This window comes from Rhodococcus sp. NPDC057135 (assembly GCF_042670865.1).
Lineage (GTDB): Bacteria > Actinomycetota > Actinomycetes > Mycobacteriales > Mycobacteriaceae > Rhodococcus_F.
In genome coordinates, this window is sequence record NZ_JBHUUU010000004.1 from 384,424 (window position 1) to 405,537 (window position 21,114).

A 21,114-nucleotide genomic window follows, 5' to 3' on the forward strand; every position below is an offset into this window, starting at 1 on the left:
CTCTTTTCCATTAGTGCGCATTCGAATTACCAAGCGAGTGCAGGCGTCCGCACGGGCGCATCCCACAAATCCAAAAACTCCTCTGTCGAACGGACAAGAGTGATCGAAAGCCCGTGCATATCCAATGCAGTAACGAAGGAGCCTGCGATCACGCGATCCAAACCAATACCGGAAGCTGCGAGAAACGCCTTCAATTCCGAAGTGGCAATGGACAGTTCGAGTCCATGAGTTGCTCCCAGTCCGTTGACGATCGCGATCACACCGTCCCCGCGCTTTGTCCCGATCGCTGCGAGTATCGGCGCTGACAATTGCGCGACTAGTTCGGCAGCGGGAACGGTCGGACGCGTCTCCCGCCCACGCTCGCCATGGATTCCGACGCCGAACTCCATCTCCCCCGGCGCCAGTTCAAATGACGGACGATCGTGTCCGGGCGGCGTACACGAACGGAAAGCTGCACCCAACGTCGCCGACGCCAACCCCACCCGTCGTCCCAGGTCAGCGATCTCTGGAAGCGCCCAGTGTCGTTCAGCGGCCGCCCCACACATCTTTTCCACGGCAATCACTGCAGCGGTGCCACGACGCCCGGGTCCACCCTCGTCTTCTGTCGCCGTCGCGAGGTCGTCGTCGACCATCACGATCTCCACTTGCCGCTCTGTTCCGAGTAACTCGGCCGCGATCGAGAAATTCAGTTTGTCCCCGGTGTAGTTCTTCACGATGAGAAGGGCGCCTTGGCCGGTCTCGACAGCCTCGACTGCCGCGCGGATCTGAAAGGCTGTGGGGCTGGCGAAGACCGATCCCGGAACTGCTGCGTCCAGCATGCCGGATCCGACGAACTCCGCGTGTAGCGGTTCATGACCGGACCCGCCACCTGATACCAGCGCAACTTTATCTCGGGCCACCAACGCGCGAGTCACGTACGCCGGATCGCGATGGTACGAGAGCGTTTCCGGGTGCAGAATCTGAAGTCCTTCGAGCGCTTCGCGGACCGCATCCTCTGGTCTGTTGACCACATGGCCGATCACGACGAACTCTCGGATCCCGAGGTGTTTCCCAGAGGGAATCGAACGGCGAACGCACTCACGCACGTACGAACGTTGTCACCGACTCGTATCCCTGCTGACTCTGCGGGCTCGTTGACGTAGGAAACAGTTCCGTTGTGCCACATATCCATTCCATTGCTGATTTCGGCAGAGTCGTGGCTGACGGCGACACCGGCAAGCCCCGCCTCTCCCATCCGGATGATCCCGATGATCCCCGCTTCGTCTTTACCAATTCCCGCGTCGTTCAGGACGGCCAAAGCGCAGCCCGTGGCAATCGCCATCCGCCCCGACTCTTGACCACCGTTGGAGGCTGCCACTACGATGCGATCGCGATCCGAGCGTTCGATCTGCGACATACTGTCCATGACAACGATCTGTCTACCGTTCTCCACACCGACAATGTTCCGAAACATCAGTCGACGCTCCTTTCGACCAGTGCCAGAACTTCTTCGGAAACATGCCTGCCTATACGGACTCCAGCAGCGATTGCAGTCGGATTGACATAGGTGACGATGCCGCACTCCCACACGTCGTTGCCGTCTCCGATACGCGAACTTTCGTGTCCCACTGCGATTCCGGCGATTCCATCCGCGTCGACCGCAGCCAAACCTGCGATTCCGGCCCGGTTCTTCCCCACGCCCGCGTCGTTGCACACGACAACACGAACGCCGAACTCGACGGCGTACTCTCCGGCACTGGCCCCTCCGTGTGACCCGGTCACGATCACGTCACCGGCCTGAGCCGAAGAAGCGAACGCGATCGAATCCATGATCCACACTCTCGTTCCGTTCGATGCAAACACCAAAGTGGGTTCGACGCCTTCGGTTTCAACTATGCGCATGGACATCCACCCCTAAAATTCGACGGGCCTGATCAGGACTTGCAGGTTCGCGTCCGTACTTCCGTGCAATCGCGGCAACTTCTGCGACCAGATCGGGGGTGGAGGGGTATCCCAGTTCTGCGTAGTGGTAGTCACCGACGCCGATTGCCACGTGGCCACCACGCTTGATCGACTCTTCCGCTGCTGCAAGAACATTGCCGCGGTAGGCTGAGACAATCCACTCCACTGGCAGATCTGTCGGAAGGAGATCCAGTTGTGCACTCAGTCCTGCTGCCGTCGCCGGATGCGCTGCGGGAAACTCGTCACCGCCGAGAATGAACGCAATTACCAATGGTGACAGCAAATTCCGCACCCTTTCGTGAGCAAAAATCGCCCGCGTCCAACTCACGTTGAAGGACGTCTGGTACGGCACCATTCCCAATTCCTGAGCACGCGAGAGCAACTCGATCTGCGTCCCCGTGTCGTTGACGAAGACTCTGGAATCGGTTGTGTAACGGCCCGTCGTCACATCGATCAAATCCATCGCCGCACAACCCATATCGACGACCAGAAAATCCGAACGTCTACTCGGATCACCCTGATTCGGGGCAAGATTCGACAGCCTCTCCTCGACTGTGAACCCGGGAACGTTAGCCATCGACGGCGCCAGCAGTAGATTCGAGACCGTCCGAACTCGCTCGATGATCGCCCCGTAGGTTGCCGCCGAGTGATCGGCGGCGCCGTCCACTGTACGACCGTGAAAATGCATCAATGACGCCCCTGCATCCTCACAAGCGCGGGCAGCGTCGGCTATTTCGCTGGGAGTCCACGGAATGTGAGGATTGGGTACTCGCATGGTGTTCTCATTGACGTGAACTCCGATGACCACGGGTTTCTCGGTTGCACTCGACATTGCATCAAGATTCATGTCGCTCCTTCTGAAGATTCCAACCGGCCGTCATCGACTGACCTCCGTCGACTGTCCACGTCTGACCCGTTACGAAACCGGCGGTGGGTCCGGCGACAAAAGTCACGACTTCGGCAATCTCAGACGGGTCCGCGTACCGGCGTAACGGGATCGATTGCAAGATCGCGCTCTGCATTTCGGGACTCTGAGCCCGGCGGGCGAGCGGGGTCAGCGTCGAACCAGGTGCGACGCAGTTGACTCGGATTCCCTCGCTCGCCAACTCGATCGCAAGTTGCGCTGTCAACGCGACCACACCACCTTTCGAAGCGGAATAGGCAGCACGATCCACGCTGCCGCGAAGGCCGGATACCGAGGCAATCGTCACCACCGATCCCCCGCTATCTCCTGCGAGCAAATCCACGAACTCTCTGATCACACCAAAGGTAGAAACGAGGTTCAGCTCGAGCGTTCGCCTGAATCGATCGGGCGTGGTTTGCCGGATCGGCGCGTTGTCGGCGGTTCCCGCCGAGGTTACAACCGTGTCGACGCGACCGAATGCTTCTTCGGCAACGTCGCGGAGCCGACGGATGTCACCCTCATCGGTGACATCCACTCGAACACCGACTGTCCGTGTATCTGATTCTGTCGCAGCGCCTCCCGGTTGGTGTGACAGGTCGGCGGAGATGACGTTCCAACCCAACTCGACAAATCGTTTGCACGTTGCCAGTCCGATCCCGGACGCGCCACCAGTGACGATCGCTACTTTCCTGGTCACGACTACAGCACCTTCCTCATGTCGCGAATGGGGTTCGACCCGTCCCAATCCCTCGACGCGGCCTCGACTGCGCGAAACAGATCGCCCTTCCTGCCGCTGATTTCTGAGAGTTCGACGACCGTTCCCGGATACGGGCCGTCCTCGAAGTACACGAATCGCTCGTCCGGCGCGCCGCTGCCAGACCTACCACTCTGCAATTCGACAAGTCCTCGATTCTTGGATTCCTCCAAGTGCCGATCGAAATCGGTTGTCCAGTAAGCAATATGCTGAAGTCCTTCGAAGCCTCGATCAGCGAACTCGCGAAACGCTGACGGCTCGTCGTTGTGCTGCTGAATCAGCTCGATCTGTGCGCATCCGCTGTGAGCCAGCGCTACGCTGAATCGCGGGGCACTTGGCTTGCCGCGGAAGACGAAGTCGTTCAACGGTTGGTCGTCCACGAAGAAGAAGGGTCCGACACCGACAACGTCGATCCAATGCTTCAGCGCACTGTCGATGTCGTTGACGACGTATCCCAATTGGCGTAAAGGCCCGAAGTATCTACTCACGAATTCCTCGTTTGTCGTTTTGCCGACGAATTCCCTGGCCGACGGCTGTGATCCAGATAAGTGATGATGTCTTGCGCGTGCGCGCATAAAGAACCAAGAAGTCCCGTTGATCGGGAATCTTCCGATCAAAATCTTTTGCTCAACCCTGCTCGGGTGCAACCAAGGTTCCGGCGTCGCGCTCTGCCCGGTAGTCGAGCGTCAGTTGCGCGTTCGCCTTGTCGGCCTTTCTGGTGATCACCTTGAGCAACAAAACGATCAGAGCTGCGGTCGCCAGTACTGCGGAGTACACCCCGATTGCCGGCGTGAAGCTGTTGGTCGCATCCTTGATCCAGCCGGTCACCTGTGGCCCGAAATAGCCGCCGAGGTTACCCATTCCGTTGATCACACCGAAACCTGCTGCAAGGGCAGCACCGGTGAGGAAGCTCGAGGGCATGGTGATGAAGATGCTCATCGAACTGTAGAGCCCGATTCCGGCAATGCAGAATCCGAAGATTGCCACGACCGGCGTGGTGAAGAACAATGCAGCGATGGCGAATCCGAGTGCTGCGACTGATGCGGCGATGGCGAAATGCACGGGGCGCTCGCCGGCACGATCTGAATGACGTGTCCACCAGATCATCGGTCCGATCGCAATCAGTGCAGGTAGGGCGGCAACCCATCCGATCTGATTGGTGCTCATCCCGAACTGTGCGTAAATCTGCGGCATCCAAATCTGGAAACCATTGAGACTGAACGTGAAACAAATGAACACGGCGATCAACACCAGGACGCGTGGGTGCACGAGTCCCTGGAGGAAGCTGTGCTTACCGACAACCGCTTCGCGCTCTTGTGCCTCCGACTCGAGCGTATCGGTGAGCCAACCACGTTCCTCCTCGGTAAGAAACTCAGCCTCGGAAGGCTTGTCCCGCAGAACCTTGTAGATCACAAAGGCCATGACGACAGCGGGGACGCCGGTGAGGATGAATACCCATCGCCAGCCGGAAAGCCCGAGAAAGCCGTCGATTGCCATCAGATGCGTCGTGATCGGAGTGCCCAAACCTGAGATGCAGATGAAGGTCACGATCCAAGCCATGGCTTTGCCTCGATCCCGGTTTGGGAACCATTTGGAGACGAAGAACAGCATGCCGGGCGAAAATCCTGCCTCGGCAATACCCAATAGAAAGCGGGCTGCCACCAGGCCGCTGGCGCCCTGCACGAACGCGGTTCCGATGGTGACCACGCCCCACGTGATCATGATTCGTGTAATCCAGCGCCGCGCACCGACCTTTGTGAGGATGTAGTTACTCGGGGGTTCGCAGATCGTGTAACTCCAGAAATAGATTCCGGCCGCAAACCCGAACATCGAGGCCGATATTCCGAGTTCTTTGTTCATCGTCAATGCTGCAACGCCGATGTTCAATCGGTCGAGATACAGGACGATGTATGCCAATCCGATGACCGGCATGAAGCGGAGCATGACCTTCCGGACGGTCCTGGCCGGAAGGGGAAGTTGCTCGGTGACTGTTCTTTCGTGACGCATGATTCACCTCGTACTCATTCGAACACATCATTGTGATGGCTGACACAGAGACGATGCGGGTGGCGATTCGAACTTCACAGACACGATTCCCGATGATCGGTACTCGATTCGTGAGCAATCGACCAGCCGGGGTGACAAGAAAGCGGAGTGCCTGTCGGTTTCGACAGGCACTCCGCGCGGTGAAACATAGGCGTCCCGAGGGTATTCAGCCAGTCAGCTCGCTCTTGATCTCGTTCTTGAGAACTTTGCCGACCTTGGAGCGAGGTAGATCGTCCCAGACGATGACTTGCTTCGGAGTCTTCACACTTCCGATGCGAGCCTTCACGAAAGCCATTACCTCGGCGCCGTCGATTTCGGCGCCGAGGTGTGGCTGCACCACTGCCACAACACGTTCTCCCCACTTGTCGTCCGGCAACCCGATCACTCCGCAGTCCTGAATCCCCGGGTACGCCATGAGCGCCTGCTCGACCTCGACCGAGTAGACGTTGAAACCGCCCGTGATGATCATGTCCTTGGCGCGATCGACGATGAACAGGAAATTGTCCTCGTCCAGGTACCCGATGTCGCCGGTGTGATGCCAGCCGTGGGCTGACGCTTCCGCGGTTGCGTCGGGGTTCTTGTAATAGCCCGCCATCACCAACGAACTGCGAATCACCACCTCACCACGCTCGCCACGTCCGAGCAGTGTGCCTTTGTCGTCCATGATCCCCACGGTCACCAGAGGTGACGGTCGACCCGCCGAGGAAAGTCGTGACGTTGCGACAGTGCCGTCGGAGCCGAAGTGCTCCTTCGGTGACATCGTCGAGATCATCATGGGGGCTTCACTTTGCCCGAACAGCTGAGCCATGACCGGGCCGATCTTGTCGATCGCCTCCTCGAGCCTGGTCGGGGAGATCGGTGCCGCGCCGTACCAGAAACACTGCAGCGGGCTAAGATCCGTTGCCGCGAGGTCCTCGTGCTCGAGCAGCATGTAGATGAGCGTCGGCGGCAGGAAGGTGTGAGTCACCCTGTGCTTCTGAACATTCGCGAGGAAGTACCCGAGGTCGGGCTTCGGCATGATCACCACTTCGCCGCCGAGGGCCATGATCGGGAAGCACAGAACGCCGGCGGCATGAGTCAACGGCGCCAGCGCCAGATACACCGGTCGTCCTTCGAACGGATAGCTCATCAAGGTGATGGCCGTCATCGTCTCGATGTTGTGCCCGGTCAGCATCACACCCTTGGGCCGACCCGTCGTACCACCGGTGCCGACCAGCATGGTGACGTCGTCGGGCGCAACGACGTCGAGTTCTTCTTCCCCGAGCCAGCTTTCGAGAGACTGAGCCGAATCCCATTCGCCGTCGATGCAGACGAGCGTCACCAACTGGGGAAGCGCATCCTTGATCTGGTCGACCAGTGGGGCGTACGACTTCTGGAAGAAGAGAGCCCGACAATCGAACAGATCCAACAGATCTCGGTTTTCCGCAGCTTCGTTGCGAGGATTGATCGGACACCAGACGCCGCCGGCCCGGCTTATTCCGAATACGCACGAGAACGAGATCGGATCATTGCCGGACAGAATCGCGACCTTCTCACCCGGCGCGATGCCCGATGCCGCTAGCGAAGCTGCGAAGCGACGGCTGAACTGTTGCACCTCGCCGTAGGAGAGAGTGCGCTCCCCCATCGTCAAACACGGTGCGGTGGAACCAAGAGAGGCTCCCTTGTCGAGATAGTCGGTCAAACGCATGGGGAGCCTCCAGGGCGGGGCTCCCGGCGCGATGTACGCCGGGAGCCGTGAACGTGATGACGAGGGCGTGGACTAGGTGTTGATGGTTACTTCCGGTTCCAGTGCCAGCCCGAAACTGCGTAGCGCGCCGAGCAGTTCGCGATGCCCGAATGCCTGGCAGGCCGAGGCGAGTCCGGTGCGCTTGGGCGCCTGCTGAAGCAACGAGTGCGCTGCGTATGCGTGCAGGAGTCCGGTCTGCTTGTAGTTGCAGTTGCCGTGGATCACGACGTGTGAGCGACCGAGCGGGCCGGACGCGTAGACGGAGTCCATCGAGGTGTTGATGCGTGGGTTCTCACGCGGTGGCATGCCGGCCTGCACCGAACCTGCGATCTCGGCCAAGGCAGCTTCCTGCTCGTCGGCGGGCAGGGTCTTGATCTGCTCTTCCACGATCTTCTGAGTCGCGACAACGCCTTCCATCACGGTGCGGTCGAACACACCGCCAGCAGCCTTGACGTTGGAAACCCGAGGATCGTTCTTGAACCACACCGGGTGACACGTTCCGCCCCACGGCAAAGCCAGCGCGGTTTCGTGCTGGCCGGGAACGACGACGTCGAAAGTCTGACCGGGCGCCCACTGCACGTACTTGTTCTGCTCGAGGTAGTACCAGTTCGCCTTGAGGATGGTGAAGATCGTCTGAGTGGACGCATAAGTGGGAAATCCCTTCCACAGCACCAGAATGTCGAGCGTGTCGAGGCCCGGCGTTTCCAATGCGATGTTGGCCGCGATCTCACCGGTCGTGTACATCTGAGCGATGCCGGGCGAGAGGAGCAGGCCCTTCTCCTGGTACTTGTCGCTGAACTTCTCCTGGACATCGAGTACCCAGTCCTGCTCACCGGTGGTGTCCATGTAGTGGCAACCGGCATTCAAGGCGGCCTCGACGACGGTGCCGCCGAGCTTGATGAACGGGCCGACCATGTTACTGACAACCTGTGCACCGGTGAACAGTTCGGTGAGCGCCTCGACCGTGTGCTCGACCTCGACGACCTCGTGATCGACGGTGTCCAAACCGGGGATCTTGTCGAGAACCTCTTGAATGCGAGCGGCGTCGCGGCCGGCCGCGATGAACGGGATGTTGAACTCGCGCAGGTATTCACACACCAGACGGCCGGTGTACCCGGAGACGCCGTAGACGATGACTGGCTTCTTTTCGGACATGTTCGTGGAACCTTTCGGAGACGTGAGACGAGAGGAGGGTGTACGTACGAATTGGGGGGGCGCGTTACATGCCCATGCCGCCGTCGACGGGGAGGCCGATACCGGTGATGAATCGTGCGGCGTCGGAGGACAAGAACACCACGGCGTCCGCCATGTCGTTCACTTCGCCGAGACGGCCGAGCGGGGTGAGGCCGATGACGTCGCCGACGGCTGCTTCGGCACTGGGCCAGAGGCCGAGCTTCTCCATGTCCGCTGCGAGCCCGAGACCCATCTCCGTGGCAACGAGACCCGGGTAGATGCAGTTGACGCGGACTCCGTAGCCGAGCTTTCCCGACTCGGCTGCAGCAACCCTGGTGAAGCGGTCGACCGCGGACTTGGTCGCGGAGTAACCACTGATGCCGGGAAATGGAATGGTTGCTGCCACCGACGAAATGTTGATGATGGATCCGCCGGTTCCGGCGACGCCACCCGGACGCATGCTGCGCAGCCCGTGTTTGGTTCCGAGCGCCGTTCCGAGGATGTTGACCTCACACATGCGGCGGATGTCGCCCGGATCGAGGTCCACCACCAGCGAGGAAATTTCGATGCCGGCGTTGTTGACGAGGATGTCGAAGCCGCCCAAAGTCTCCGCGGTTGCCGCAACTGCTTCTTCCCAGTTGGCGTCGTCGGTGACGTCCAGCTTCACGAAGCCGGTCTTGACTCCGCCCGAACCGACGGCTTCCGCGGTGGCGCGACCCTCGTCTTCGAGAACGTCGCCGATCATCACCGACGCTCCCGCCTTCGCCAACGCCTCAGCCATTCCGGCTCCGAGCCCCTTGGCACCACCTGTGACCAGTGCTTTTCGTCCCTCGAGATCAAACACGCTCATTTTCGACTGCCTCCATGACTGAAACGACTCTCGCGATGCCACCGTTCACAGCGACGCTGCCAAGTGGTGTGAGTCACAGAGTATTCAACTTTGGACGAGTGTCAAGAGAAATCTTGACGACTGTCAAGATTTTGTTACACGCTCGTCAAAGACCAGGGGTTACACTGATTCGGACGCGGCGATCGTGCCGCTGTGGAAATCGCAGGGAACAGGACGTGCCATCGTGACCACGACAGTCGAGAAGCCTAGTGAGGCAGGGAAAAAGGCTGCACCTATCGCTTCGGATAAGCGGTCGAACACGGATAAGCGGTCCAACACAGATAAGCGGTCCAACGCCGACAAGGTGTCACGTCGTCAGGTCGACAAATTCTCCGAGCGGCGCGATCAACTGGCCGAGGCCGCACTGCAAACGCTGGCCGAACTGGGCTACGCGCGCACCAGTCTGCGCGAAATTGCCCAGAATTCGGAGTTCTCACACGGCGTCCTGCACTACTACTTCAGCGACAAGGTCGACCTGATCACCCACTGCGTCCGCCACTACAAGGCGCGCTGTGTCACCCGCTACGACGGCATCGTCGCCACCGCCCGGACGCCGGAGGAACTGAAAACCGGTTTCGGGGCACTGCTCGCCGAGACCATGATCGACGAACCGACGATGCACCGCCTCTGGTACGACCTGCGCGCGCAGTCGATGTTCGAGGAGTCCTTCCGAGCCGACGTCGCCGCGATCGACGAGAGTCTCGAAAACATGATCTGGCGCATCGTTTCTCGTTATGCCGAGCTTCTCGACGTGGAGCCCTCGGTCACCTCGCCGGCGATGTACGCGATTTTCGACGGCCTGTTCCAGCAGAGTCTGCTGCGTCATCTGTCCGGCGATCAGACTGCTGCGAACTATCTTTCGGAGAGCGTCCAGCAGATGCTGCCCCTGGTAGTGCCCACTCCCTGAGTCAGCGAGCAGCGATGCCTTCCGCGACGTACCTGGCTCCGCGATCGAATTCGCCGACCACGTCGTAGTCGGCGTCTTGCCGCCAGAAGCGAACCAACGCGCCGTACGTACCGCCGATCATCTGCGCGAGAAACAGCGGCGGGTAGTCCGATCGCACTTCGCCGGCTTCGATCCCGGCAGTGACGATCCGCAGAAGTTCCACGTGGAACCGATGATCGTGGGCCGCCCCCGCTCCGGAGGAGGCGAAGTCGCGCTCGAGTTCTGCAGTCACCATGCGCAGATAGCGCGGATGCATGATCGCCTGTTGCGCAAAGTCCTGAAAGATCCTGGAGATCCGATCAGCGGTCGGCATCGGCGACTCCATGAGCTGATCCACCAGTGCCGCAAGCTGATCGAGATGATCACTGTGCAGCGCTTCGAGAACCGAGTCCTTGCCCTGGAAGTAATTGAAGAAGGTGGCTCGCGACACCTCGGCGCGCTCGGCGATGTCGTCGACAGTCGTGCTGGCGAAACCCTGTGCCGAGAACAGAATTCGAGCAGCCGAGAGCAACCTGTCGTTGGTATCGCGCTTGTTCTGTTCTCGTTTGGAAATCACGTCGACCTGCCTTTCTCCGCCTCAGCACACAGTCTTCGCCACAGTCCGGAATGTGTCCAATGTCCGCACCGTCGGGTAACGCACCACCCCTTCGATAGATGGACTACAGTCCAATTATGTCGACTGTTTCCACCGAACGCCACGACCGCGTCCTCATCGTCAGGATCGAACGCGAAGAACGTCGTAACGCGATCAATCGCGAAACTGCCGAGGGAATCGAAGACGCACTGAACCTCCTCGACGACGACCCGTCCCTGTGGGTCGGCATCATCACCGGAACCCCCAACATCTTCTGCGCCGGAACCGATATCCGCGAACGAGCCGACCTTCGCATGCCCCGCGGCGGTGAGTACGGGGTGATCCGGCGTCAGCGGAACAAGCCTCTGATTGCTGCCGTCGAGGGATACGCACTGGGTGGAGGTTTCGAAATCGCTTTGGCCTGCGATCTCATCGTCGCCTCCGCCACAGCACAATTCGGCCTTCCCGAAACCAAGCGCGGTTTGGTTGCAACGTCCGGTGCACTCTTTCGGGCACCTCGGGCACTTCCGATCAACATCGCCCGCGAACTCCTGATCACCGGCCGCACACTCGATCCCGAACGGGCCAGGGACCTCGGCGTCGTCAACGTGGTCACTGCGCCAGGCAAGGCACTCGACGAGGCGTTGGTGATGGCGGCCGAGATCTGCGAGTCCTCCCCCACCTCGGTGAGCTTGACCCTGAAGGCGATCGACGCTCTCTACGCCGAAGCCGATGCCGTCGGATGGAACGTCACCGACGATGCCAAGGAAGCAGTGTTGCGTTCACCGGACATCGCCGAAGGACTCGACGCTTTTGCGGGTCGTCGGACACCCCGGTGGAGCGGACTGTCGCCTACATGACGGACCACGATCCGAGACAGATTTCCTATACATCTGGTCGGAAAGGGTGTGAACCGGTTACAGTCTCTCCTGTGACGGGAACTGGCGCATACGAGACGGGCACGCTGCTGACGCGGCGACGCCACGTCGACTTTGCGCATGTCTGTACCTCCGGGTGTCCGATCTTCTGATCGGACCTACGACGTGAGCGCCGCTCGCGTCGATACTCGTATGTACGCCCAGATCAGGGGACATTTCTGTCATGACCACCGCTTCCATCTCCCACCTGAGTTCCGTCGTAGCAGCCAACGCCGACGCCATCGACAAGGACGCGAGCAAAGCGCACGTCGTCTTCAAGGCTTCCGCCCAGGCGCACGACGCCGTTGCCAGCACCATTTCTCTCGGTAAGTACAGCGTCGAGGTCGACGAGCCACCGGCCCTCGGCGGCGAGAACACCGCAGCCAATCCAGTCGAGTACTACCTCGCTTCTCTTCTGTCCTGCCAGGTGGTCACCTACCGCGTCTGGGCCGACAAACTCGGTATCGCGCTCGACGACATCTCGGCCAGAGCCGAAGGCGATCTCGACGTTCGTGGATTCTTCGGCTTCGACGACGCGGTCCGTCCGGGATTTTCCGAGGTCCGCGTGGTCGTCACCCTGACCGGTCCGGAAACTCGCGAGCGCTACCTGGAGCTGCAGGAGACGGTCGACGCCCACTGCCCCGTACTCGATCTCACCCGCAATCCCGTCCCAGTGCATACAGTCGTCGAAACCGCCTGACCCGCATCAACCCACCCTTCACCACGGAGTATGAATTCATGAGCGAGAACACCCCCGTCGACACCGATCCGACCGCCGATTGGTCGTTCGAAACCAAGCAGGTCCACGCCGGACAGGGCCCGGACAGCGCCACCAACGCTCGGGCACTGCCGATCTACCAGACCACCAGCTACGTCTTCGACAACACCGACCACGCGGCAGCGCTCTTCGGCCTCGCCGAGCCGGGCAACATCTACACCCGCATCATGAACCCGACGCAGGATGCCGTCGAGCAGCGCATCGCCGCCCTCGAAGGTGGAGTCGCAGCTCTGCTGGTTGCGTCCGGTCAGGCCGCCGAGACCTTCGCGATCCTCAACATTGCCGAGGCCGGCGACCACATCGTCTCCAGCCCTCGTCTGTACGGCGGCACGTACAACCTCTTCCACTACACGCTGCCCAAGCTGGGTATCACCGTCGACTTCGTCGAAGACCCGGACAATCTCGAGCACTGGCGTGCGGCCATCCGTCCGAACACCAAGGCGTTCTACGGCGAAACCATCTCCAACCCCAAGAACGACGTGTTCGACATTCCCGGTATCAGTGCGGTCGCCCACGAGAACGGCATCCCGCTGATCGTGGACAACACCGTCGCAACGCCCTACCTCATTCAGCCGCTGAAGCACGGCGCTGACATCGTCGTCCACTCCGCCACCAAATACCTTGGCGGACACGGCACCGCGATCGCCGGCGTCATCGTCGACGGTGGCACCTTCGACTGGACTCAGGGACGCCACACCAACTTCACCACCCCGGATCCCAGCTACCACGGCGTCACCTTCGCCGACCTGGGCGCGCCCGCCTACGCGCTCAAGGCACGCGTCCAGCTTCTCCGCGACCTCGGTTCGGCGATCGCGCCGTTCAATGCCTTCCTCATCTCGCAGGGCATCGAAACCTTGAGCCTGCGCATCGAGCGCCACGTGTCCAACGCACAGAATGTTGCCGAGTTCCTCGACGGCCGCGCCGAGGTCACCTCGGTCGCCTACGCCGGACTGCCCTCCTCGCCGTGGCACGAGCGCGGAAAGCAGCTGGCGCCCAAGGGCACCGGTGCAATCGTCGCATTCGAGCTTGCAGGTGGTGTCGATGCGGGCAAGAAGTTCGTCAACGCCCTGACACTGCACAGCCACGTCGCCAACATCGGTGACGTTCGCTCACTCGTCATCCACCCCGCGTCGACGACGCACTCGCAGCTCACTCCCGAAGAGCAGCTCGCTTCGGGCGTCACCCCGGGGCTCGTCCGCCTCGCGGTTGGCATCGAAGGGATCGACGACATTCTCGCCGACCTCGAAACCGGTTTGGCAGCAGCAGCTTCCTGATCGAGCACACGAAAAAGCTCGGCCCCGATATGCATTGGGGCCGAGCTTTTCCGTTGCGTAAGAGCTAGCTCTTGGGAGTGAACGCAGCCAGCGGTTCACTGTCGGACCAGTCGTGGCCCCAGTAGCTGTCCGCTGTGATTTCCTCAGCGGTGTAGAAGGCTTCGTCGACGAGCATGCCCTCGCACCCGAACTCCAGATCCCAGCCACCCGGTGCACGCACGTAGAACGACACCATCTTGTCGTTCGTATGGCGACCCAACGTCGAGGAGATCGAGAAGCCGAGCTTGGCAACACGATCGAGAGCCTGACCCACAGCGTCGAGAGTCTCGGCTTCCATCATCAAGTGCACGAGACCGGGCTCGTCCACGGGCGGCGCCGGGCACAGCGCAAGGCTGTGGTGACGCTGATTGACACCCATGAAACGGACTCGACGGGCCGGCGGCGGCGCGTCGATTCCGCCGAGACGGATGGAACCGCGCGGGAGGAATCCGAGCACCTCGGTGTAGAAGGTGTATGCCTCGTCGAAACGCGTAACCGGAAGCACCACATGGCCGAGGCCCTGATCGCCGGTGACAAAACGGCCGCCGTGCGGGGTCACCAACGGGCTGTGGTCGAGCACCGGTCCGAAGAACACCTCGACGCGGTTGCCGTTGGGATCGTCGAATGCGATGACCTGCTCGGCATCGCGGTAGCTGGCGTCGACCTCGGAGAGAACTTCGACCTCGACTCCGGCCTTCTCGACCGCTTCACGAACACGCTGGAGCGCGAACTGATCTCGCACTTCCCAGCCCACTGCGAGAGCCTTGTCCGTCTCGCCGGGCAGGACGATCAGTCGCGCACGACGCTCGTCCAGGCGCAAGTAGAGGCCGTCGGCTTCCGGGCCACTACCGACCGCGAGGCCGAGTCCGTCGACCACGAGCTCGCGCCAGCGAGCCACGTCCTGCGTTTGGATCCTGAGATATCCCAAGCCCCGAATTTCAGTCATGCCTAACCGTCCTTGCTTCGAGAATGTGTGTGGGACTAGATCATCGAGCGGTGGATGCCCTGCGGCTCGCCACCGAGCTGCGAGAGCGTCGACGCATGGAAAATGGAACCGGGCACGTGAATCGCATGCGCCAGACCGGCATGAGCATCACGCCAGAACCGCTGCATCGGCGTGTTCAACTGCAAAGCGCCACCACCGGAACGAGCAAATATCTCGTCCACCGCCCGCACCGCCCGCCACGCCGCAGCAGTCTGCGTACGCCGACCGATCGCACGAAGCTCGAACGAAACCTCCTGCCCCTTCTCGGTCATGTCCCAGAAACGATCCACCGTCTCCAAGATCGCAGCCCGAGAAGCAGCGATCTCGGCAGCCGCCTCACCGATCGCGAACAGCACATACGGATCTTCCTTGATCGGAACACCACTGACCGTCACCCGCTCACGCTGCGCAGCCAAGTTGCACGCCAACGCACCTTCGGCGATACCGATCAACGACGAGGTGATACCGAGCGGGAAGATGCACGAGAACGGGAACTTGTACAACGTCTCCGTACGGCCCGCTTCCTTCCATGCCGTTCCGTCGTACACCTTTCCGGCGTCGATCGTGCGGTAGGTGGGCAGGAACGCGTCCTTGACGATCAGATCCTTCGAACCGGTTCCGCGCAGGCCCACGACGTTCCAGCTGTCCTGGTCGATGTCGTAATCGGAGCGCGGCAACAGCACGTGCAGGTGCTTCGGCGGCATCAGCGGCTTGCCGGTCTCGTCACCGACCATCGCACCGATCATGATCCAGTCACAGTGATCGGTTCCCGAGGAGAACGACCAGCGGCCGTTGAGGATGTACCCGCCCTCGACCGGCCTCGCGACACCCATCGGCGCGTACGGTGACGCCATCCACGTATCGGGATCGGTTCCCCAGACCTCTTCCTGAGCCTTCTTGTCGAAGAACGCAAGCTCCCACGGGTGGACACCGACGATACCGCTGACCCAGCCGGTGGCACCGTCCATCGCGCCGATAGCCATTGCCGTCTCGGCGAATTCACGCGGATGCGCCTCGAGCCCGCCGAACTCCTTCGGCTGGAACATCCGGATGACGCCGGAGTCGCGCAGTCGCTTCGCGCTGCCGTCCGTCAAGCGCATCAGCTTGTCGCCCTCGACTCCGTCGGCGCGGATCTCGTCGGCGAACTGTGAAATGTTGTCTAGAACCTGACCCATGATCTTCCGGCTTTCTGGTTTCGGTACCCGGCGAGCGCCTAGGCAGAATGAAAATCTGTTGATGAAACGGTGGCAGGGAGCCCGCCGAAGTGCAGAAACGCTTCCCGGTGAGTGGGAGCACCCCCTGTGCGCCTTTTTGGTAGTGGGGGCTACCAAAAAGGCGCACGGGGGGCGAAGCCCCCTACTTGCCTTCAGGCCGGGTAAGGAATGCCAGAACGGACGCAACCCAAGCGTCGCGGGCCTCGATCATCGTCCAGTGTCCGCAGTTGGGGAAGATGTGAACTTCGCCGTTGGGGATGTCGCGCATCGGCAGGATCGCCATGTCCACGGGGCTGACGCGATCATCGCGCCCCCAGGTCAACAGCGTCGGCGCCTTGATCTTGTTCAGCTGCGCCCAGTACGGCACGGCGGTCGATGCAGCAGCAGCCGCGCCCATAGCTGCCATGGCCTTGCTGCTGTACATACGGCGGGCGATCTCGAGCGTCGTCGGCTCGGTGGCGAGGGCCCAACGCTCTTCGATGAGCTGCTCGGTGACAACTGCACGGTCGAAGACCATCGAATGCAACCAACGGACCAGAGCTTCGCGGGTGGGGTTGTCGGTGAACTCCATGAGGAGTTTGATGCCTTCACCGGGGCCGGGAGAGAAGGTGTTCTTGCCCATGCCGCCGATGGTGACGAGCTTGCTGACCCGATGGGGCTCGTCGATCGCAACCTTGGTGGCGACGATGCCGCCCATGGAGTTACCGATCATGTGGACCGGTCCGAGGCCCAGTCCGTCGAGGAACATGCCGACCGATGCCTGCGCCATCATCATCGGATGGTCGGGGCCGGGATCGCTGACGCCGAATCCGGGAAACTCGAGAACGTAGCAGTGGAAGTGCTCCGCGAAGTCCGCGAGAACGCCGCGGTAGTTACGCCAACCGGTGACTCCAGGGCCCGATCCGTGCAGCAGCAGGAGCGGCGGGCCGTCGCCGGCTTCGTGGTACCGGAGCACACCGAGATCGGTCTGCAGTTCCTTCAGGGTTCCCTCGTAGCTCAGTTCAGTCGTCATGGTCCGAACGGTGCCATCAGTACCGCTGAGCTGCTATGACTCGTCCCGATCAGCGAGACAAGTCGGTCAAAATACGTCAGATCCAGTGGTCGGACGACGCTGCCAGCAAGCGATCCATCGTCTCAGCGGAGAACGTATTGGTCGGAACAGGAGGGGTTTTGCGGCCACGGCGGGGAGCGCCCAGTTCGGGGTACAGCGTGCGGGAGACCTCGCGAGCCGCGTCGACGACCAGCGGAGCAACTCGCTCGAGCTGAGCGGTCCGCATGTCCCCACACAACGCGATGCTGCCGACAGGACCCTCGTGTCCGCGAATTGCCGACGCCACACAAGCGACCCCACGCGCCGACTCACCGCGCTCGAAGGCCAGTCCCCGACGCTGACGGATCCGGTTCAGTTCCTGATGGAGCACCGCGACGTCGGTGATCGTGTTCTCGGTGCAGCGGGGAAGAGCCGACCCGAACAGAGCGTCGACACGCTCGGGGTCGATCCACGCCAGCATCGCCTTGCCTCCGGCCGTCGAATGGGCGAGTACTCGGCCGCCGACGCGGGACGGCAGCGCCGCGGCGAACCGCCCGCCGACCTTGTCGAGGTAGACACTCTCGCGCCCGTCGAGCACCGACAGATGAACAACCATGCCGGTCTGCAGGTGCAACTCGTGCAGAAGCGGCGCTGCGGCTTCGCGGATCTGGCTGTGGCCGCCGTCGCCACCACCGAGGCCGAGTGCACGGCGCCCGAGACAGTAGCCGAACGACGCGTGATCAACCCAGTCCAGTTTGACGAGCTGATCGAGAATGCGGTGGACGGTGGACCGCGGCAACTGAGTGCGGCACGCGACCTCTTCCAGCGTCAGCCGTGCGGCGCGGCCGTCGAAGGCGTCGAGAATCAGTGTCATCCGCTCGACCATCGACGGCGGCAGATCCTTCTTGGGTAGCCCGGCGGCGGTCTGGACGGTGGACAGTGTGTCGTTCATGTCAACGATGGTCATGGACGCCTCCCGAAAACTGGAATTGATTCTACCGACTATAACCCAGGTCACAGTTTCTGGAAAGTGAATCAACCTTTTCGATCCCGATCAGCGGTAATTCACCTGCCGCCGCGTGTGCGGGAGGGCTATAAACGCCCGATGCACCTGGGAATCGTCACGCCGGTCCTGATTCAGCACCCGAGCACACGTTCGGAGTGGGAGGCGAGCGCTGACATCGGTGAGATTGCCACAATCGCTGCCGCGGCGGATCGACTCGGTTTCCACCATCTGACCTGCAGTGAACACGTGGCGGTTCCAGAAGAGATCGCCACCGAACGTGGCGGAACCTATTGGGATCCGCTCGCCACCCTCGGTTTTCTCGCCGCACGTACGTCACGAATCCTGCTGGCGACGCAGGTGCTGGTGCTGGGCTATCACCACCCCCTCGAGATCGCCAAGCGCTACGGAACGCTGGATCGCGTCAGCAACGGACGCCTGATACTCGGACTCGGAGTGGGGACTCTGAAACAAGAATTCGATCTCGTAAATGCTCCATTCACCGATCGAGGAGCGCGTGCCGACGACGCTTTGGCCGCCCTTCGGGCATCGCTGTCGACGCCGACTCCGGAGTATCACGGCGAGTTCTACGACTACTCCGGATTTGTCGTCGAACCTCATGCCGTCCAGAAACGTGTGCCCCTGTGGATCGGCGGCCGGACCAAGAGATCGTTGCGCCGGGCCACCACACACGGCGACGGGTGGGTCCCGTTCGGGCTGAGATTCTCCGAACTGAAGGAAATGCTCGGCGCCACGACGCTCCCCGACGGATTCGACGTCGTCCTCCCCGCCGGCGCTCCGCTCGATCCCCTCGGCGATCCCGAATCCACCGTCCGCGCCTTGACTCGCGTCCACGACGCCGGGGCGACCATCGCGAGTTGCTCGATCGGCGCTCGAAGCGCAGAACACTACTGCGAACAACTCGAAGAACTTCACCGAATCGCCCTCGCCGAGGGCTTCGCTTTCACCACCTCCTGATTCGTCAACCTTCCTAGCCATCAACCTTCCTAGACAAAGGACCCACCGATGACCGACTCGACCGCCCTGATCGAATCCCTGCTCGCCCGAGTGGAATTGCTCGAGGACAAGCTCGCGATCACCGAACTGCTGACCACGTACAGCCCCGCCGTCGACAGCGGATCGGCCGACGAAGTCGCCAACCTGTGGCTCGAGGACGGTGTCTACGACGTCGACACCGGCGCGATGCACGGCCGCGGCGAACTGCGGGCCATGGTTCACAGCGCCTCTCACCAGAACTGGATCATGAACGGCGCGGCGCACATGATGACGCCCGCGCACATCCGCATCGACGGCAACAAGGCCGTCGCTACCTGCCATTCACAGTTGGTCATCAAGGATCCCGAGAACCCGACGGGATTCAAGGTCCTCCGCATCACCGCAAACCGTTGGGAGCTGATCAAGACTGACGGCGAGTGGAAGGTCGAGTTGCGCACCAACGCTCTCCTCGACGGCCGACCCGAGGCTCGCGCCCTGCTGGCTGCCGGAGTGACGGCCTGACACCTGTGCGCGGTTAGAGAGTCTCTGCGGTCACTGACCGCGCACAGCGGTTGAAAGTTCGGCTCCCCGAACTCTATAGTTCACATATTCGAACCGGCAGGTCCGAGTACGTGCGACCAGGAGACCGATGAGCACCAGTACGCAAGAGCCGACGACTCCGCGCCGACGACCTACGGGGAGATCCATCGCCCTGCTCGGTCCGGCGTTCGTCGCGGCCATCGCGTACGTCGATCCGGGCAACGTCGCCGCCAACCTGACTGCCGGCGCGAAGTACGGCTACCTCCTCATCTGGGTGCTGGTACTCGCCAACGCGATGGCCGTCCTGGTGCAGTATCTGTCCGCGAAACTCGGGCTGGTCTCCGGCAGATCCCTGCCCGAAATGCTGGGTCAGCGCCTGCGTAAGAACAACCGTCGCGCGTTCTGGCTCCAGGCCGAGATGATGGCGATCGCAACCGACGTGGCCGAGGTCATCGGCGGCGCCATCGCACTCAACCTGCTCTTCAACGTCCCGCTCTTCGTCGGTGGGTTGATCACCGGTTGCGTGTCGATGGTGATCCTGACGATCCAAAGTCGACGCGGGCAGCGCACTTTCGAGTTCGTGGTTATGGGATTGCTGGCCATCATCACGATCGGCTTCCTGACCGGACTCGCCTTCACCGACGTATCCGGTAGCGAAGCCGTCGCCGGACTGGTCCCCCGCTTCGAAGGAACCGAGACCGTACTGCTCGCCGCCAGCATGCTCGGCGCCACGGTCATGCCGCACGCGATCTACCTGCACTCCGCATTGGCTCGAGATCGCCACGGCCACATCAAACCTGGGCCACGATTGCAGCGACTACTCAAGGTCACGCGTTGGGATGTCGTCGTCGCGTTGATCATCGCCGGTGGCGTGAACATCGGCATGCTGCTCCTGGCCGCGTCGGCACTGCGCGGAGTACCCGGCACCGACACCATCGACGGCGCGCATGCCGCGATCGAGAATTCACTCGGCCCTGGTGTGGCCGTCGTATTCGCGATCGGACTCCTCGCCTCCGGACTCGCGTCGACCTCCGTGGGGTGCGCGGCCGGCGCCGAGATCATGCATGGCCTTCTGGCCATTCGCATTCCGGTGATCACGCGCCGAATCGTCACTCTCATCCCGGCGCTGATCGTTCTCGCACTCGGCGTCGATCCGACTCTCGCACTCGTACTCAGCCAGGTGGTCTTGAGCCTGTGCATCCCCTTCGCGATCATCCCACTGGTGCGTATGACTTCGGACCCCGAACTCATGGGAGACGCGCGTAATGCCCCACTCACGACCGTCGCGGCATGGGTTGCAGCGGGTTTGATCGTTGCGCTCAACGTCGCTCTGCTGGTTCTGACGGTGACAGGCTAGAGCACCAGAGCCACCCAACGCGTCCCTC

The 21,114-nt window shown here is 61.6% G+C and carries 22 protein-coding genes; 7 read left to right on the plus strand and 15 right to left on the minus strand.

Annotated elements, in window-relative coordinates:
- Positions 1-26: 26 nt before the first annotated feature.
- The 10 genes from ACFT1A_RS09945 to ACFT1A_RS09990 form a co-directional block, all read right to left on the minus strand.
- Positions 27-1,022, minus strand: coding sequence for a dihydroxyacetone kinase subunit DhaK (locus ACFT1A_RS09945; protein WP_378446837.1), 996 nt, complete (start codon positions 1,020-1,022; stop codon positions 27-29).
- Positions 1,019-1,453: a hypothetical protein gene (locus ACFT1A_RS09950; RefSeq protein ID WP_378446838.1), complete on the minus strand. Its 435-nt coding sequence runs from the start codon at positions 1,451-1,453 to the stop codon at positions 1,019-1,021. Before ACFT1A_RS09950 ends, ACFT1A_RS09945 begins: the two co-directional genes overlap by 4 nt.
- A complete protein-coding gene (locus ACFT1A_RS09955) occupies positions 1,453-1,881 on the minus strand; it encodes a hypothetical protein (RefSeq protein WP_378446839.1) in 429 nt (142 codons plus the stop codon). The genes ACFT1A_RS09950 and ACFT1A_RS09955 overlap by 1 nt, the downstream gene beginning before the upstream one ends.
- Complete coding sequence (locus ACFT1A_RS09960; protein ID WP_378446840.1) at positions 1,868-2,788, minus strand: 3-keto-5-aminohexanoate cleavage protein; 921 nt, start codon at positions 2,786-2,788, stop codon at positions 1,868-1,870. The genes ACFT1A_RS09955 and ACFT1A_RS09960 overlap by 14 nt, the downstream gene beginning before the upstream one ends.
- On the minus strand, positions 2,778-3,542 hold the full coding sequence (locus ACFT1A_RS09965; RefSeq protein WP_378446841.1) for an SDR family NAD(P)-dependent oxidoreductase: 765 nt from the start codon (positions 3,540-3,542) through the stop codon (positions 2,778-2,780). The genes ACFT1A_RS09960 and ACFT1A_RS09965 overlap by 11 nt, the downstream gene beginning before the upstream one ends.
- A 2-nt stretch (positions 3,543-3,544) precedes the next feature.
- Positions 3,545-4,087 (minus strand): VOC family protein, encoded by a 543-nt coding sequence (locus tag ACFT1A_RS09970; protein WP_378446842.1) that lies wholly within the window; start codon positions 4,085-4,087, stop codon positions 3,545-3,547.
- 139 nt (positions 4,088-4,226) lie between these two features.
- Positions 4,227-5,606 carry an MFS transporter gene (locus ACFT1A_RS09975; protein WP_378446843.1) on the minus strand — a complete coding sequence of 460 codons (1,380 nt, stop codon included), beginning with the start codon at positions 5,604-5,606 and terminating at the stop codon, positions 4,227-4,229.
- A gap of 205 nt (positions 5,607-5,811) precedes the next feature.
- Positions 5,812-7,332: an AMP-binding protein gene (locus tag ACFT1A_RS09980; RefSeq protein WP_378446844.1), complete on the minus strand. Its 1,521-nt coding sequence runs from the start codon at positions 7,330-7,332 to the stop codon at positions 5,812-5,814.
- Positions 7,333-7,404: 72 nt separating this feature from the next.
- Complete coding sequence (locus ACFT1A_RS09985; RefSeq protein ID WP_378446845.1) at positions 7,405-8,526, minus strand: DUF5938 domain-containing protein; 1,122 nt, start codon at positions 8,524-8,526, stop codon at positions 7,405-7,407.
- 64 nt (positions 8,527-8,590) lie between these two features.
- Positions 8,591-9,394 carry an SDR family NAD(P)-dependent oxidoreductase gene (locus ACFT1A_RS09990; protein ID WP_019745372.1) on the minus strand — a complete coding sequence of 268 codons (804 nt, stop codon included), beginning with the start codon at positions 9,392-9,394 and terminating at the stop codon, positions 8,591-8,593.
- Between the two features lie 274 nt (positions 9,395-9,668).
- Here ACFT1A_RS09990 and ACFT1A_RS09995 point away from each other — a divergent pair, with 274 nt between their 5' ends.
- Positions 9,669-10,340: a TetR/AcrR family transcriptional regulator gene (locus ACFT1A_RS09995; protein WP_378446971.1), complete on the plus strand. Its 672-nt coding sequence runs from the start codon at positions 9,669-9,671 to the stop codon at positions 10,338-10,340.
- 1 nt (position 10,341) lies between these two features.
- Here the strand turns inward: ACFT1A_RS09995 and ACFT1A_RS10000 are convergent, their stop codons facing one another.
- A complete protein-coding gene (locus tag ACFT1A_RS10000; RefSeq protein WP_378446846.1) occupies positions 10,342-10,935 on the minus strand; it encodes a TetR/AcrR family transcriptional regulator in 594 nt (197 codons plus the stop codon).
- Between the two features lie 116 nt (positions 10,936-11,051).
- Between ACFT1A_RS10000 and ACFT1A_RS10005 the strand changes: the two genes are divergently transcribed.
- The 3 genes from ACFT1A_RS10005 to ACFT1A_RS10015 all read left to right on the plus strand — a co-directional run bounded on the left by ACFT1A_RS10005 (position 11,052) and on the right by ACFT1A_RS10015 (position 13,922).
- Positions 11,052-11,813 (plus strand): enoyl-CoA hydratase-related protein, encoded by a 762-nt coding sequence (locus ACFT1A_RS10005; protein WP_378446847.1) that lies wholly within the window; start codon positions 11,052-11,054, stop codon positions 11,811-11,813.
- Between the two features lie 241 nt (positions 11,814-12,054).
- A complete protein-coding gene (locus ACFT1A_RS10010; RefSeq protein WP_007732784.1) occupies positions 12,055-12,570 on the plus strand; it encodes an OsmC family protein in 516 nt (171 codons plus the stop codon).
- 38 nt (positions 12,571-12,608) lie between these two features.
- On the plus strand, positions 12,609-13,922 hold the full coding sequence (locus ACFT1A_RS10015) for a bifunctional o-acetylhomoserine/o-acetylserine sulfhydrylase (RefSeq protein WP_378446848.1): 1,314 nt from the start codon (positions 12,609-12,611) through the stop codon (positions 13,920-13,922).
- Positions 13,923-13,986: 64 nt separating this feature from the next.
- On the opposite strand, the gene bphC is transcribed toward ACFT1A_RS10015, so the two are convergent.
- The 4 genes from bphC to ACFT1A_RS10035 form a co-directional block, all read right to left on the minus strand.
- Positions 13,987-14,907 carry a biphenyl-2,3-diol 1,2-dioxygenase gene (gene bphC, locus ACFT1A_RS10020; protein ID WP_007732786.1) on the minus strand — a complete coding sequence of 307 codons (921 nt, stop codon included), beginning with the start codon at positions 14,905-14,907 and terminating at the stop codon, positions 13,987-13,989.
- A gap of 35 nt (positions 14,908-14,942) precedes the next feature.
- Entirely contained in the window at positions 14,943-16,121 is a 1,179-nt protein-coding gene (locus ACFT1A_RS10025) for an acyl-CoA dehydrogenase family protein (RefSeq protein ID WP_378446849.1), read from the minus strand.
- Between the two features lie 181 nt (positions 16,122-16,302).
- Positions 16,303-17,172: an alpha/beta fold hydrolase gene (locus tag ACFT1A_RS10030; protein ID WP_019745379.1), complete on the minus strand. Its 870-nt coding sequence runs from the start codon at positions 17,170-17,172 to the stop codon at positions 16,303-16,305.
- 76 nt (positions 17,173-17,248) lie between these two features.
- The gene (locus tag ACFT1A_RS10035) at positions 17,249-18,157 is read right to left on the minus strand and encodes an IclR family transcriptional regulator (RefSeq protein ID WP_378446850.1); all 909 of its coding nucleotides are present in this window, start codon (positions 18,155-18,157) and stop codon (positions 17,249-17,251) included.
- 138 nt (positions 18,158-18,295) lie between these two features.
- Here ACFT1A_RS10035 and ACFT1A_RS10040 point away from each other — a divergent pair, with 138 nt between their 5' ends.
- From ACFT1A_RS10040 to ACFT1A_RS10050, 3 genes are all read left to right on the plus strand, one after another.
- Complete coding sequence (locus tag ACFT1A_RS10040) at positions 18,296-19,171, plus strand: TIGR03619 family F420-dependent LLM class oxidoreductase (protein WP_378446851.1); 876 nt, start codon at positions 18,296-18,298, stop codon at positions 19,169-19,171.
- Between the two features lie 48 nt (positions 19,172-19,219).
- Entirely contained in the window at positions 19,220-19,711 is a 492-nt protein-coding gene (locus tag ACFT1A_RS10045) for a nuclear transport factor 2 family protein (RefSeq protein WP_003939809.1), read from the plus strand.
- Positions 19,712-19,838: 127 nt separating this feature from the next.
- Positions 19,839-21,086: an Nramp family divalent metal transporter gene (locus ACFT1A_RS10050; RefSeq protein WP_378446852.1), complete on the plus strand. Its 1,248-nt coding sequence runs from the start codon at positions 19,839-19,841 to the stop codon at positions 21,084-21,086.
- Positions 21,087-21,114 lie beyond the last annotated feature (28 nt).